The 14,275-nt window shown below is 73.6% G+C and carries 14 protein-coding genes; 5 read left to right on the top strand and 9 right to left on the bottom strand.

What is annotated here, in order from left to right:
* Positions 1-98 precede the first annotated feature (98 nt).
* Genes PIR53_13610 through PIR53_13630 form a run of 5 tightly spaced genes read left to right on the top strand, consistent with a single transcriptional unit; the run spans position 99 to position 7,156 of the window.
* On the top strand, positions 99-1,265 hold the full coding sequence (locus tag PIR53_13610; protein WZH51049.1) for an acetyl-CoA acetyltransferase: 1,167 nt from the start codon (positions 99-101) through the stop codon (positions 1,263-1,265).
* On the top strand, positions 1,262-2,893 hold the full coding sequence (locus tag PIR53_13615; protein ID WZH51050.1) for an AMP-binding protein: 1,632 nt from the start codon (positions 1,262-1,264) through the stop codon (positions 2,891-2,893). Before PIR53_13610 ends, PIR53_13615 begins: the two co-directional genes overlap by 4 nt.
* A complete protein-coding gene (locus tag PIR53_13620; GenBank protein ID WZH51051.1) occupies positions 2,890-3,831 on the top strand; it encodes a DUF296 domain-containing protein in 942 nt (313 codons plus the stop codon). Before PIR53_13615 ends, PIR53_13620 begins: the two co-directional genes overlap by 4 nt.
* Entirely contained in the window at positions 3,828-6,668 is a 2,841-nt protein-coding gene (locus tag PIR53_13625; GenBank protein ID WZH51052.1) for an FAD-binding and (Fe-S)-binding domain-containing protein, read from the top strand. The genes PIR53_13620 and PIR53_13625 overlap by 4 nt, the downstream gene beginning before the upstream one ends.
* Complete coding sequence (locus PIR53_13630) at positions 6,665-7,156, top strand: gamma carbonic anhydrase family protein (GenBank protein ID WZH51053.1); 492 nt, start codon at positions 6,665-6,667, stop codon at positions 7,154-7,156. Before PIR53_13625 ends, PIR53_13630 begins: the two co-directional genes overlap by 4 nt.
* Before the next feature lie 22 nt (positions 7,157-7,178).
* Here PIR53_13630 and PIR53_13635 read toward each other — a convergent pair whose 3' ends face one another.
* The 9 genes from PIR53_13635 to PIR53_13675 all read right to left on the bottom strand — a co-directional run bounded on the left by PIR53_13635 (position 7,179) and on the right by PIR53_13675 (position 14,078).
* Entirely contained in the window at positions 7,179-7,823 is a 645-nt protein-coding gene (locus PIR53_13635) for a TrmH family RNA methyltransferase (protein WZH54458.1), read from the bottom strand.
* A 52-nt stretch (positions 7,824-7,875) separates the two neighbouring features.
* Complete coding sequence (locus PIR53_13640; protein WZH51054.1) at positions 7,876-8,598, bottom strand: DedA family protein; 723 nt, start codon at positions 8,596-8,598, stop codon at positions 7,876-7,878.
* Positions 8,599-8,664: 66 nt separating this feature from the next.
* Entirely contained in the window at positions 8,665-9,219 is a 555-nt protein-coding gene (pyrE, locus tag PIR53_13645) for an orotate phosphoribosyltransferase (protein WZH51055.1), read from the bottom strand.
* An 11-nt stretch (positions 9,220-9,230) separates the two neighbouring features.
* On the bottom strand, positions 9,231-9,794 hold the full coding sequence (thpR, locus tag PIR53_13650; protein ID WZH51056.1) for an RNA 2',3'-cyclic phosphodiesterase: 564 nt from the start codon (positions 9,792-9,794) through the stop codon (positions 9,231-9,233).
* Positions 9,795-9,885: 91 nt separating this feature from the next.
* Positions 9,886-10,380 (bottom strand): hypothetical protein, encoded by a 495-nt coding sequence (locus tag PIR53_13655; GenBank protein WZH51057.1) that lies wholly within the window; start codon positions 10,378-10,380, stop codon positions 9,886-9,888.
* Between the two features lie 137 nt (positions 10,381-10,517).
* Entirely contained in the window at positions 10,518-11,663 is a 1,146-nt protein-coding gene (locus PIR53_13660; protein WZH51058.1) for an acyl-CoA dehydrogenase family protein, read from the bottom strand.
* Positions 11,664-11,737: 74 nt separating this feature from the next.
* Positions 11,738-12,721 (bottom strand): hypothetical protein, encoded by a 984-nt coding sequence (locus tag PIR53_13665; GenBank protein WZH51059.1) that lies wholly within the window; start codon positions 12,719-12,721, stop codon positions 11,738-11,740.
* A 41-nt stretch (positions 12,722-12,762) separates the two neighbouring features.
* Positions 12,763-13,398: a hypothetical protein gene (locus PIR53_13670; protein WZH51060.1), complete on the bottom strand. Its 636-nt coding sequence runs from the start codon at positions 13,396-13,398 to the stop codon at positions 12,763-12,765.
* Positions 13,399-13,574: 176 nt separating this feature from the next.
* Positions 13,575-14,078 carry a hypothetical protein gene (locus PIR53_13675; protein ID WZH51061.1) on the bottom strand — a complete coding sequence of 168 codons (504 nt, stop codon included), beginning with the start codon at positions 14,076-14,078 and terminating at the stop codon, positions 13,575-13,577.
* Between the last annotated feature and the right edge of the window lie 197 nt (positions 14,079-14,275).

Here is a 14,275-nt window from a genome sequence, read left to right on the forward strand (position 1 = left end):
CTCGGCAGGCGCTGGTTGTGAGGCAGCCCACGAGCGCGGACCGTGGTCCCCGTCCGTCGCCCGTCCGAGCGGCGGCGCCGGAGCGACGAAGGAGCGACATGACGTCGGCATCGATCATCGGCTGGAGCCACAGCCGGTTCGGGCGCCTGGAGGCGCCCGACACCACCACCCTGATGAGCGAGGTCGTGCCCGACGCCCTGCGGCACGCGCAGGTCGAGACCGCCGACGTCGACGCCCTGTTCGTCGGCGTCTACAACAACGGCTTCTCGACCCAGGACTTCCAGGGGGCGCTCGTCGGCGTCGGCGTGCCGGACCTGGCCTCCACCCCGGCGACCCGGCTCGAGAACGCCTGCGCCACCGGCTCCGCGGCCCTCTACGCCGCGCTCGACCACGTCGAGTCGGGGCGCGGCCGGGTCGCGGTCGTCGTGGGGGCCGAGAAGATGACCGGCGTGCCGACGTCCCGGGCGGGCGAGATCCTGCTCTCGGGCTGCTATGGCCCCGAGGAGTCCGACGTCGACGGCGGTTTCGCCGGGGTCTTCGCGCAGATCGCCAGCGCGTACGCGGAGCGCCACGGCGACCCGTCCGACGCGATGGCACGCATCGCGGCCAAGAACCACCGCAACGGCGTCACCAATCCCTACGCGCAGATCCGCAAGGACCTGGGGCTCGAGCTCTGCTCGACGGTCTCGGAACGCAACCCGCTGGTCGCGCCGCCGCTGCGCCGTACCGACTGCTCGCTGATCTCGGACGGCGCCGCCGCGCTCGTCGTCGTCGCCGACGACGCCGCGGCCTCCGCACCGCGCCGCGTGCGCTTCCGGGCGCGCGCCCACGCCAACGACGCGCTGCCGCTCTCGCGTCGCGACCCGCTGGAGTTCGCCGGCGTACGCCGCGCGTGGAGCGCCGCGACGTCGGCCGCCGGCATCGAGACCCGTGACCTCGACCTGATCGAGACCCACGACTGCTTCACCATCGCGGAGCTGCTGCAGTACGAGGCGTTCGGGCTCGCCGACCGCGGCCAGGGGGCCCGGGTGCTCGCGGAGGGCCTCACCGAGGCCGACGGAGCGCTGCCGGTGAACCGGTCGGGCGGGCTCAAGGCGAAGGGGCACCCGATCGGGGCGACCGGTGTCTCGATGCACGCCATCGCCGCCATGCAGGTCAGCGGAGAGGCGGGCGACATGCAGCTGCCCCGCGCCGACCTGGCCGGCGTCTTCAACATGGGCGGCGCTGCCGTCGCCAACTACGCGAGCATCCTGGAGGCCTGGTGAGCACCCTGACCCGTCCCACCCCGACCCGAGGTCGCCGGGCGCTGCCCTCCCTGCCGCAGCGCACCAGCAACCTCGCCCACCTGTTGCGCAGCACGGCGGCGCGGCTGCCGGAGGGCACCGCGCTCGTGCGGGACGACGTCCGCTGGACCTGGCGCGAGCTCGACGTGCGCGTCGACGCCCTCGCCGCGGCCCTGCGCGAGCAGGGCATCGGTCCCGGCGACGTGGTCATGCTCCACTCGGCGAACGCCCGCGACTACCTCACCGTCCTCGTCGCCACCTGGCGCGTGGGCGCGGTGATCACCCCGACGAACTGCAAGCTCACCGCAGCCGAGGTCGTACGGCTGGCCGAGGTGGTCGAGCCCGACCTGCTCGTCGTGGAGCCGGGTGCGGAGGCGCACGTCGCCGCCCTGGCGTCGGTGCCGGCCTGGGTGCTCGCCGACTCCCTCCCTCCCGCGTCCGTCCTCGCCGGCCTGCCGCAGGTGGACGACCTCGTCGAGGCCCACCGCGGCGAGCGGGTGGCCGACGTCGTCGTGTCGCGTGGCGAGCCGGCGTGGTTCTTCTTCACCTCCGGCAGCTCGGGACGGCCCAAGGCGGCCGTCCTGACGCACGACCAGATGGGCTTCGTGGTCAACAACCACATCGCCGACCTGATGCCGGGCCTGGGTGAGGACGACGCGACCCTCGTGCTCGCACCGCTCTCGCACGGCGCCGGCGTGCACGTGCTGGCGCACGTGGCCCGCGGCGCGGCGACCGTGCTGCTGCCCGGGGACTCGCTCGACGTGGCCCAGGCGTGGGAGCTCGTCGCGCGTCACCGCGTCTCGACGCTGTTCACGGTGCCCACCATCCTCAACCGTCTGGTGGCCGGTGTCGACGAGGGCGTCGACACCTCGTCGCTGCGCCACGTGGTCTACGCCGGCGCCCCGATCACGCGTCGCGACCAGGCCCGGGCCTTCGAGGTCCTCGGCCCGGTCGTCGTGCAGTACTACGGACTCTGCGAGGTCACCGGCGCGATCACCGTGCTGCCCCCCGAGGCGCACGCCGACGTCCCCACCCTCGACGGGATCGTGACGGCGGGCCACGCCCGCACCGCCATGACCATCTCGATCCAGGACCCCGACGGCAACGAGCTGCCGCCGGGCGAGCGCGGTGAGATCTGCGTGGTGGGCCCCGCGGTCTTCACCGGTTACCTGTCCAACGACGAGGCCAACGCCCGCTCGTTCCGCGACGGCTGGTTCCGCACGGGCGACCTCGGCGTGCTCGACGAGCGCGGCATGCTCTTCATCACGGGCCGCGCCTCCGACATGTACATCTCGGGGGGCTCGAACATCGACCCGCGCGAGGTCGAGGAGAAGATCCTCACCCACCCGCAGGTGCAGGCCGTGGGGGTCGTCGGCGCCCCCGACGCCGACTGGGGCGAGGTCGGCTACGCCGTCGCGGTCGTCGACGACGGCCTCTCCGCCGAGCAGCTGCTGGCGTGGTGCCGCGAGAACATGGCCCGCTACAAGGCGCCGAAGGTGGTGCACCTGGTCGACAGGCTGCCGACGACGGCCTACGGCAAGGTGACCACGCCGGTGCTGCGGCAGCTGCTCGCGGACGCCGGTCGGTGGCCCGCAGGAGCCGTGCGGTGACGCCCCTCGACGCCGCCCCGGTGCTCGAGCACCCGGGCGAGGCGGCGGACGAGCGCCTGGTGGTCGTCCCGGCCCGGCTCCGCAGCCACGAGGTCGAGCTGCCCGCCGGGGCCCGCCTGCTGGAGGCGCTGGGAGCGCTGCTCGACGAGATCGGCGCGTCCTCGGCCGTCGGTGAGCTCCACGGCGGCGAGCTCGCCGCCTTCTCCTACTTCGTGCCCGACGTGGGCGCTCCCGGAGGACCGGTGGCCGACTTCAGCGCCCCCCGCACGTGTCGGGGTCCGGCACGCCTGGTCCGCGGCGGCCTCACGCTCGGGCTCCGTGACGGCGCCGTGTTCTCGCACAGCCACGCGCGCTTCGTCGACGCCGAGGGCGTCGAGGCGGCCGGGCACCTGGTCCCCGACTCCGTCGTGCTCGGCCCGGGCGTCACCGCGCGGGTGTGGGCCGACCCCGAGGTCGTCATCGAGGTGCAGGCCGATCCGGAGACCACGATGAACCTGTTCGTGCCGCGGCGCACGTCCGTCCGCGAGGCGCCCGACGGCGTACCCACCGGTCCCACCGGTCCCACCGGTGGGGCCGCAGGGGCGCGGTCGGCCGTGGTGTGCCGCGTGCGTCCCAACGTCGACCTGGTGGGAGCGGTCGAGCGGATCGTCGACGAGCAGGGGTGGGCGTCGGCCGAGGTCGTCGGCCAGATCGGCTCGCTGGTGGGCGGGCGGCTGCGAGGACCCGACGGCACCACGATCGAGGTCGACGGTCCGGCGACCGAGGTGATGACGATCGAGGGCACCGTCGAGCGCGAGGCGGGCCGCACGACCGCACGGCTCGTGGCCACGCTCGTCGACCGGCACGGCCGCGTGCACACCGGCGGCCTGCTCCCGGGGCTCAACCCGGTGGCGATGACCTTCGAGCTCGCCCTCGTGGCCGGTGGGCGGACGGCGTGAGTGCCACGCAGGTCACCACGTCCGGGGTCCGCGACGTCCGCCGCGTGCTCGAGGAGCGCGGCGTGCCGGCCGAGGCCGTCCGCGACCGTCCGCTCGACCTGGCGGTCGCGGCCAGCGACGCGTCGCACTACCTGCTCGAGCCCGCCGCGCACGTGGTCGCCGGCGGTGAGCGCGACGTGGCCCGGGTGCTGGCTGCCTGCACCGCGGCGGGCCTCCCGGTCACCTTCCGCGCCGGCGGCACGAGCCTGTCGGGCCAGGCCGGCACGCGCGGCGTGCTCGTGGACGTGCGTCGGGGGTTCACCGGTGTCGAGGTGCTCGACGACGGCGCACGCGTGCGCACGGCACCGGGCACGACCGTGCGCGCCGTCAACGCCGTCCTGCGGCGCCACGGTCGCGCGCTCGGCCCCGACCCCGCGAGCGAGGCGGCCTGCACGATCGGCGGCGTCGTCGCCGACAACTCCAGCGGCATGAGCTGCGGCATCGCGGGCAGCAGCTACCACACGCTCGACTCGCTGCGCGTGGTGCTGCCCAGCGGCACGGTCGTCGACACCGCGGAGCCCGACGCCGATGCGCGGCTGCGGCACGACGAGCCCGCGCTCCACGCCGGCCTCGCACGGCTGCGCGACCTGGTGCGCGCGGACCCGGCGATGCGCGCCGAGATCGAGCGCCAGTTCTCCGTCAAGAACACGATGGGCTACGGGGTCAACGCCCTGCTCGACCACGACGAACCGGCGCAGATCCTCACCCACCTGGTGGTCGGGTCGGAGGGGACGCTCGCGTTCATCGCGTCGGCGACCTTCCGCACCGTGCCGCTGCGGCCCCACGCAGCCACCGGCCTGCTGGTGCTCGACGACGTCTCCCGGGCGACCGACGTGCTGCCCGACCTGGTCGCCTCGGGGGCCGCCGCGATCGAGCTGCTCGACACCCGCTCGCTGCTCGTCGCCGCTCGCGACGCCCGGGCGACCCCGGGGCTGCGGGACCTGCGGCTCGAGCGTCACGCCGCGCTGCTCGTGGAGTACCAGGCACAGGACGCCGACGAGCTGGCCGCCCTCGTGCGCGCCGGGGCTCCCGTGCTCGGCGCCGGCGTCGGCGGAGACCCGCTCACCGGGGATCCCGCCCGTCGCGCCGACCTCTGGCACGTGCGCAAGGGTCTGTACGCCGCCGTCGCGGGCGCCCGCCGGGCAGGCACCACGGCGCTGCTGGAGGACGTCGCCGTCCCGGTGCGCGACCTGACGGCGACCTGCCACGACCTCGGCGAGGTCTTCGCACGCCACGGCTACGACGACGCCGTCGTGTTCGGTCACGCGAAGGACGGCAACATCCACTTCATGGTGACGGAGGACTTCGGCACCGAGGACGGCCGACTGCGCTACGAGCGGTTCACCGACGACATGGTCGACGTGGTGCTGGCCCGTGGTGGCACCTTGAAGGCGGAGCACGGCACCGGCCGGGTGATGGCCGCCTACGTCCGCCGCCAGTACGGCGACGCGCTCTACGACGTCATGCGCCAGGTCAAGGCGCTGTGCGACCCCACCGGCGTGCTCAACCCGGGCGTCATCATGAGCGACGACCCCCGCGCCCACCTGCGCGACCTGAAGACCGCACCACGCGTCGAGGCCGAGGTCGATCGCTGCGTCGAGTGCGGCTTCTGCGAGCCCGTCTGCCCGAGCCGCGACCTCACCCTCACGCCGCGGCAGCGCATCGTCGCGCGCCGGGCCGAGGCGGCGCTGCGCGCCGAGGGCACACCGGAGGCGACCGCTCGTGCCGACGCGCTCGCCGAGGACTACGAGTACGCCGGCGTGCAGACGTGTGCGGTCGACTCGATGTGCCAGACGGCCTGCCCGGTCGACATCGACACCGGCCAGCTGGTGCGCCGGCTGCGGGCCGAGGGCCAGGGCCCGCTCGCGCGCGGGGCTGGTCGGACCGCCGCGCGGCACTGGGCCGGGGCGACCCGTGCGGCCTCGGTCGGTCTCTCCGCGGCCCGCCGCGCGCCGGGGCTGACCGAGGCCGCCGCGCGCGGGGCGCGGCGGCTGCTCGACCCCGACGTGGTGCCCCAGTACGCGCGCGACCTGCCCGGCGGCGGCGAGCGACGACGTCCGGTGCCGACCGCCCGTGCCGACGCACCCACGGAGGGTACGGCCGAGGTGGTGCTGCTCCCGAGCTGCACCGGCGCGATGTTCGGCAGCGACGGCGTCGCCGCCCACCAGGCGTTCCTGGCGCTGTGCGAGCGGGCCGGCGTGCGGGTGGTCGTGCCCGAGGCCGCCGACGCGCTGTGCTGCGGCATGCCGTGGAGCTCCAAGGGCCTCGTCGACGGCAACGCCGTGATGGCCGACCGCCTCGAGGGCGCGCTGCGCGGGCTGGCCGGCGACGACGTGCCGATCGTCACCGACTCGGCCTCGTGCACCGAGGGGCTGGCGAAGACGCTCGCGGGCCGCGGCCTGCTCGTCGAGGACGCCGTCCCCTTCGCCGCCCGGGTGCTGCTGCCGCGCCTCGCGCCGGTGCCGATCGCCGACCGGCTGGCACTGCACCCCACCTGCGCCTCCACACGGGCCGGCTCCGACGCCGACCTGCGCGCCCTCGCGGCGGCGGTGGCGCGGGAGGTGTTCGTCCCGCCCTCGTGGGGCTGCTGCGCGTTCGCCGGGGACCGCGGACTCCTCCACCCCGAGCTGACCGCGAGCGCCACCGCCCGCCAGGCCGGGGAGGTGGTGGCGTACGGCGCCGAGCTGCACGCCTCCTGCAACCGCACCTGCGAGATCGGCATGTCCCGCGCCACCGGGCGCGACTACGCCAACGTCCTCGTCCTGCTGGAGCGGGCGACCCGAGGAGGAGCACGATGAGCCGTCCGACCGTCGATCCGTCGGCCTGGATCGCTCCCGGGGCGGTCGTGGTGGGCGACGTGAGCGTGGGTCCCGAGGCTTCGGTCTGGTACGCAGCGGTCCTGCGCGGCGACGGGGACAGCATCACGGTGGGTGCGCGCTCGAACGTGCAGGACGGCTGCGTGCTGCACGCCGATCCGGGCTTCCCGCTCCGTGTCGGGGCAGGCGTCTCGGTGGGTCACCGCGCCGTGCTGCACGGCTGCACCGTCGACGACGACGTGCTCGTCGGCATGGGCGCGATCGTGATGAACGGTGCCCGGATCGGCAGCGGCACGATCATCGGCGCCGGGGCGGTCGTCGCGGCCGGCGTGGAGGTGCCGCCGCGGTCGCTCGTGCTCGGGCTGCCCGCCAAGGTGCGCCGCGAGGTCACCGACGACGAGCTCGCCGAGGTGCTGGCCAACGCGGCGACCTACGTCGAGCGTCGGGGGTCCGGGCCGCCCGCGCCCTGATGCCCGGACGCGGCGCGCGCGTCTAGCCGCGCCAGACCGGGTCGGCGCCGAGGTCGGCGTGGGTACGCACCCACGCGTGCATCGCGATGGCGGCCGCCGAGCTCGCGTTGATCGAGCGGGTCGAGCCGAACTGGGCGATCGAGAAGGTGCCGTCGCACACCGCGCGGGCCTGCTCGGAGAGGCCCGGGCCCTCCTGCCCGAAGAGGAAGCAGACGTCGTGGGGCACGGCCATCGTCTCGAGGTGGGCCGAGCCCGGCAGGTTGTCGATGCCGAGCAGCCGCACGGGCGCCGGCCGGGCGTGCAGGTAGTCCGCCAGCTCGGGCACCGAGGCGTGGTGGCGGACGTGCTGGTAGCGGTCCGTCACCATCGCCCCCCGCCGGTTCCAGCGACGGTTGCCGACGATGTGCACCTCGGCCGCGAGGAAGGCGTTCGCCGTGCGCACGATCGTGCCGATGTTGAAGTCGTGCTGCCAGTTCTCGATGGCGACGTGGAAGCCGTGCCGCCGCGTGTCGAGGTCCGCGACGATCGCCTCGAGCCGCCAGTAGCGGTACCGGTCCACCACGTTGCGCCGGTCCCCCGCCGCGAGGAGCTCCGGGTCGTACTGCTCCCCCGCGGGCCACGGCCCCTCCCACGGCCCCACCCCGACCTCGGCCGGGCCGTGGGGCATGGGGTCGTACGGCGCGCGCCCGCCCGCGTCGTACCCCTCCGTCACGACGGGCTCACGCCTCCTCGACCGCGTCGGGGTCGTGGGGGTTGCGGTGGTGGCGCGAGCGACGGATCTGCCGCACGCGGAACAGGACGAACCAGGCGACGAAGAGCACGACCGCGGCGATGACGACCTTCTGGACGACGCCCATGTAGGGCTCGATGCGGTACCACTGGTCGCCGGCGAGGTAGCCGGCCATGACCCAGATGGTGTTCCAGATCAGGCTGCCCAGCGTGGTGAGCACGACGAAGATCCCGACGGGCATCCGCTCGATGCCCGCCGGCACGGAGATGAGGCTCCGGAAGATCGGCAGCATCCGCCCGAAGAACACCGCCTTGCGGCCGTGCTTGGCGAACCACGCCTCGGTGCGCTCGAGGTCCTCGGTCTTGACGAGGGGCATGCGCTCCCAGATCCAGTACATGCGCTCACGGCCGAAGACGACGCCCAGGTAGTAGAGGACGATCGCCCCGACCACCGACCCAACCGTCGTCCACAGGATCGCCTCCACGACCGTGAACTCGCCCTGCGCCGCCGTGAAGCCGGCGAGGGGCAGGATGACCTCGCTGGGCAGCGGCGGGAAGAGGTTCTCGAGCGCGATCGCGATGCCGGCGCCGATCGGGCCGATCTTCTCCATGAGGTCGACGGCCCACCCGGCGAAGCCGGTCAGGTCGTTCGGGTCGTGGGGATCGCTCGCGGCGAGCACGGTCAGGCCAGGCAGGATGCTGGTCGGGATCACCCGGTGAGGATAGCCAGCGGGCCCGTCGTCCCCGGCAGCCGCCGCCGCGCCCGGGCCCGGGCCGGCTCAGATGTCGAGCTCGGCCTTGCCGACGGCGTACCGGTAGGGCACGCCCTGCTCCTCGACCCGCTCCGCCGCCCCGGTGTCACGGTCGACGATGACGGCGACGCCGACGACCTCCGCACCCTCGGCGCGCAGGGCGGCGACGGCCTCGAGCACGGAGCCGCCCGTCGTGGAGGTGTCGTCGACCGCCAGCACGCGACGGCCCTTCACGGGCGGGCCCTCGACCAGCTTCTGCAGGCCGTGCACCTTCTGCGCCTTGCGCACGACGAAGGCGTCGAGCACGCGACCGTCCGCCGCCGCCTGGTGCAGCATCGCGGTCGCCACGGGGTCGGCGCCGAGCGTGAGGCCGCCGACCGCGTCGTACTCCCAGTCCGCCGTCAGCTCCAGCATGGTCCGGCCGATCGCCGGGGCCGCTGCCGCGTCGAGGGTGACGCGCCGCATGTCGACGTAGTAGTCCGCCGTCGCCCCGGAGCTCAGCGTCACCTCGCCGCGCACGATGGCCTTCTCGTTGACCTGGGCGAGGACGGTCCGCTTCGCGGGGGAGTCAGGAGCGCTCATGGGCGCTCAGACTAGTGGCCTCCGAGGGCGACGGTCGCGAGCACCTCGTGCCGGGGACGCCGACCCGCACCCTCGCCGAGGTGGGAGGCGACGACCGCGACCTCGTCCACCGTCCACGACGCGCCTGCGTAGGCGTCGAGCAGCTTCACCCAGTCGCTCAGCTGCACGGGTCGCCCCGACCTGGCCACGGTGACGTGGGGACGGAAGCGGGCGCCATCGACCGGCACGCCCGCGGTCGCGTACGCCGCCCGCGCGCCCCGCGCCAGCGCCTCCAGCTCGTCGTCGGCCGACGCCGGGGCGCCGACCCACAGCACCTTCCCGGCGTCGGGGTGGGGGAACGCTCCCCCGCCGGCGAGGCGGAGGTCGAAGGGCGTACGGCGCGCCGCGGCCTCCGCGGTCCGCTCGAGCACCTCGTCGAGGCGCCACTCCTCGACCTCCGCAGCGAAGGCGAGCGTGAGGTGGAACGCGTCGGCGCGAGCCCACCGGAGATCGGCGGCCGCGCGCCGTACGTCGAGGAACGCGTCGAGGTGGTCCGCCACGTCGTCGGGCGGGAGGACGGCGGTGAAGAGGCGCATCACCGGCGAGCGTAGGACCGGTGGTCACGCGGCGCACGTGGGTTTCGGCCGACACCACCCCAGTCGGTGTCGACGGCCCGCTCGACGCCGATCAGGTGGTGGTGCAGAGCACCAGGGTCGAGGTGACGCTGCCGGCGGGCTTGCCGCCGGTGCCCACGTAGCCGGTGGGGAGGGTCACGGTGGCGTTCAGGGTGAAGGCGACCGTGATCGACAGCGTGGTGCGGAAGGCCATGGTGGCCGCCGGCGGCAGTGCGCTGGTCAGGGTGATCAGGCGGCTCGTGCCGCTGAGGACGGCGACGCTGGCGGTGCCACCGCTGACGGACCAGACACCGATGTTGGCCACACCGGTGCCGTTGACGAGCACCGTGGTGCCGGCCGGCACCGCAGCCGGCCCGGCGGTCAGCGTGAAGCCCGGCCCCAGGACGCCGAGCGTCCCGCACGAGCCGTTGAGCGTGAAGGCACCGATGTCGGTCGTGCCCGACGCGGCGAAGGCCGGAGCCGCCGCCACGACGGCGACGGCGGGCACCGACCACGCGGCGGCGCGCGTGACGGAGCGACGGGAGATGGTGCGGGGCGACTCGTTCACGGCTGACCGTCCTCGTGCATGGATGCTCCCCAGAGCATGCGTCGATGTTGGGGAGAACCTAGGCACAGCCGACGACGTACGGCGCGACTTCCTGAAGTCTTTGCAAATGCTGACTTCTTTGGGGTGAGGCCAGGGGCTCAGAAGCCCAGCTCGCGCCCGATCAGCTCCTTCATGATCTCGTTCGACCCGGCCCAGATCTTCGAGACGCGGGCGTCGCGCCAGGCCCGCGCCACGCGGTACTCGTTCATGAAGCCGTAGCCGCCGTGGAGCTGCACGCAGTGGTCGAGCACGTCGTTCTGGATCTCGCTCGTCCACCACTTCGCCTTGGCGGCGTCGACCGGGGTGAGCTCCCCCTTCGCGTGGGCGACGACGCACTGGTCGAGGAACGCCTCGCTGACCTCGATCTTGGTCACGAGCTCCGCCAGCAGGAACTTCGAGTGCTGGAACTGGCCGATCGACTGGCCGAACGCCTTGCGGTCCTTCGCGTACTGGATCGTCTCCAGCAGGATCTGCTTCGCGTGCGCGATGTTGGAGACGGCGCAGCCGAGGCGCTCCTGCGGCAGCTTCTGCATCATGTGGATGAAGCCGCCGTCGAGCTCGCCGACGATGTGGTCGTCGCCGAGGCGGACGTTCTCGAAGAACAGCTCGGCCGTGTCCGACTCGTCCTGCCCGACCTTGTCGAGCTTGCGGCCGCGACTGAAGCCCTCCGCCGTCGCCGGGATCGCGAAGAGGGTGATGCCCTTGGCCTTCTTCTCCGGGCTGGTGCGCACGGCGGTCAGCACGATGTCGGCGGAGTAGCCGTTGGTGATGAAGGTCTTGGAACCGTTGATGACCCACTCGTCGCCGTCGCGCACGGCGGTCGTCTTGAGCGCGGCCAGGTCCGAGCCGCCGGACGGCTCGGTCATGCCGATCGCGAGGAGGATCTCGCCCGCGGCGACACCCGGCAGCCAGCGCTGCTTCTGCTCCTCGGTGCCCAGCGCGACGATGTAGGGCGCCGTGATGTCGGCATGGATGCCCCAGCACGAGCCGAGCGCGGCGTTGACCTTGCTCAGCTCCTCGCCCATGACGGCATTGAAGCGGTAGTCGCCGGCGCCCGCGCCGCCGTACTCCTCCGGGATCTCCAGGCCGAGGAACCCCTGCTTGCCGGCCTCGAGCCAGAACTCGCGCGGGATGCCCTTCTTCTCCGCGTACGCCTCCACCTCGGGGATGACCGAACGCTCCAGGAACTCCCGCACCGAACTGCGGAACGCCTCGTGGTCCTCGTCGTAGATCTCGCGCTTCACGAGGCGTGAGGCTACCTATCGGTAACTCGGCTGTCATCAGCGGCGTGGATGAGGCGCTGGTCACACGACGCGACCTACCGACCGGCCTCCTCGACCGCCGCGAGCGTGCCGGCGAGCAGGCCGAACACCTCGTCCACGCCCGCGGCCACCCGGGTCGCGACCCGACCGTCGACCCCGACGAGCACCGCGGCGGGCGTGCCCGGCACGTCGAGCGCCGCGGCCACCCCGGCCGCGCCGAGCGCCAGCATCGGCTCCAGGTCCGGGAAGTCGCGCAGCACGGCGTCACGGTCCGCCGAGGTGACGACGAGGATCCGTGCCCCGCATCCGAGGCCCTCCTGCCACGCGGGCAGCTCGGCCAGCACCTCGCGGCACGTCTCGCACGTCGGACTGGCGAGCACGAGCAGCAGGCCGCCGTCCCCGGTCAGGTGCCGCAGGCTCCGCACCTGCCCGCCCGCGAGCACGACCTCGACGTCGGGGACGGGGGCGCCGGTCCGGTCGGGGATCCCGTTCTCGTCGACGGGGTACGCCGCGTCGGCAGCCCCGCTCGGGACCGTCGTGGCCGGCGCACCGGATGCCCGCGCGCGGGCGACGCCGAGCGCCGTGGTCAGCACGAGGACGAGGCCGAGGAGCGCGGCGCCGACCAGACCGGTGACGACGTCGGGTGTGGCGTCGCGGGCCACGGCCCGGACGAGCCCGCCCTCCCCCACCACGAGCGTGACGACGGCCAGCACCGCGAGCCCGGCGGTGCGGGCGACGGCCAACCCGGTCACGGGCTCGGTCGACCACGCTCCGAAGCACCCGCAGGAGGCGCCGTCGTCCCGTCGCACGGCGCGGGCGAGCGCCACCGTGAAGACGATGAACAACACCACCGCACCGGCGGCGGCCACCTTGGCGAGCACACCGGGCAGCAGGAGCCCGACGGCGAGGACCAGCTCCAGTCCGGCCAGGGCGTACGGCGCGGCCCGCCACTCCCGCCACACCGCCGGCGCGAGGGAGCGCCACCCGGCGCGCGCAGCGTCGGGGTCGCGCAGCTTCGCGCACGCAGCGACCGCCAGCACCCCCCAGAGGGTGCTGGCGGTCGCGACGTGCAGTGCGGTGCTCAGAAGATGCCGGCTCCGGCCGGGACCGTGATGGCAGAGGTCGCGGTGCGGGTGACGCTCGCGAAGACGACGCTCACGGTGACCGGGAAGGTGGCGGCGACGTCGATGGACAGCCCCGCCCGGCTCCCTGCCAACCCCCACACGATCGGCACGTCCACGCTGCCGTTGGACGGCAGCGCGACCGGCAGGGTCGTCGTGAACTGGGTGGCGGGGAAACCCAGGTTGTTGACGTAGGTCGCCGTGCGCTGACCCGCGCTCGTCGCCACCCCGTTGAACTGGTCGACACCGAAGCCGTGGGCACGTCCGACCGTGATGTTCACCCCGGCGGGCCGCCCCACGACGACGGTCACGGTGGCGGTCTCGTTGAGGGCACCCGGACCGTTCGTGATGGTCAGCGCCGTCGGCACCGTCACGGGAGCCCTCGCCGTCAGGACGGTCTGCGAGCTGAGCACCCGCAGCGCCAGGAGGCTGGTGACGTTGCCGGTCAGGGCGACGCTCGACGTGCTGACCGACGCCGACGCCGGCGGCGCGGCGGCCACGACGGCGACGGCGGGCACCGACCACGCAGCGGTGCGGGCGATGGTGCGGCGGCTGACAAGCCCCGAGCGCGGCTCGGACTCACGGATGTCGGTCATGTGCTCCCCTGAAGTCGTTGCCTGCCGGAACCCCTCCGCGGGACCTTGCCCGGCACCCTAGGAAGAAACGGACCGGACGGGTTCACGATGGAGCAACAACACCCAAGAAGGTGAGGATCTGACGAATCTTTACCTTCACCTGGGCCGCAGGGGGCAGGCCGACATCCCGCGGGCGGTCAGGTCGCCGAGCAGAGGACCAGCGTGCTGGTCACGCCGGCACTGGTCTTGGCCCCGGTCGCCGTGTAACCGGTGGGCAGGGCGGTCGTGGCGCTCAGGGTGAACGCGACCGTGATCGACAGGGTCGTCCGCAGCTCCAAGGTCGCGTTGGCCGGGAGCGGCGCGGTCAGCGTGCCGCGCCGCGTCGTCGGGTTCACCACGTCGATCGCGATCGGCGACGTCGAGGAGAAGACCCCGATGTTGGCGACGCCCGTGCCGACGATCTCGATCATGCTGCCGACGGGCAGCGGCTCGGGGCCGGCCGTGATGATGAAGCCGGGGCCGATCACGCCGAGCGTGCCGCAGGACCCGTTCACGGAGTAGGCACCGACGTCGGTCGGCCCGGACGCGGCGAACGCCGGCGCCGCGGACACGACGGCGACGGCCGGGACGGACCAGGCGGCGGTGCGGGTGACGGCGCGGCGGCTGACGAGGCGCCGTCCGTCGTTCTGGATCTCGGTCATGTCGTGCTCCCCTGACGGTCGGATCGGCAGGCCGGGGAACCCATCCCAGCCTGTCGGGATCATAAGCACGAATGCGGGTCGCGTCTCTAGGGTTCCGCAATTTCAAGGGTTGGATCTTCAAGATTTGGCCAAGGTGCACCCGTGAAAGGGTGAGCGCCACGCCGCGTGGGCACCGCGTTTCGGAGCCCTGCCTCTAA

Source organism: Nocardioides alkalitolerans, assembly GCA_038184435.1.
Lineage (GTDB): Bacteria > Actinomycetota > Actinomycetes > Propionibacteriales > Nocardioidaceae > Nocardioides > Nocardioides alkalitolerans_A.

Coding starts and splice junctions, on each gene's coding strand:
- PIR53_13630 (WZH51053.1), top strand. CDS start 6,665: ATGAGCCGTCCGACCGTCGATCCGTCGGCCTGGATCGCTCCCGGGGCG.
- PIR53_13675 (WZH51061.1), bottom strand. CDS start 14,078: ATGACCGAGATCCAGAACGACGGACGGCGCCTCGTCAGCCGCCGCGCC.
- thpR (WZH51056.1), bottom strand. CDS start 9,794: ATGCGCCTCTTCACCGCCGTCCTCCCGCCCGACGACGTGGCGGACCAC.
- PIR53_13610 (WZH51049.1), top strand. CDS start 99: ATGACGTCGGCATCGATCATCGGCTGGAGCCACAGCCGGTTCGGGCGC.
- PIR53_13635 (WZH54458.1), bottom strand. CDS start 7,823: ATGCCCCACGGCCCGGCCGAGGTCGGGGTGGGGCCGTGGGAGGGGCCG.
- pyrE (WZH51055.1), bottom strand. CDS start 9,219: ATGAGCGCTCCTGACTCCCCCGCGAAGCGGACCGTCCTCGCCCAGGTC.
- PIR53_13670 (WZH51060.1), bottom strand. CDS start 13,398: ATGACCGACATCCGTGAGTCCGAGCCGCGCTCGGGGCTTGTCAGCCGC.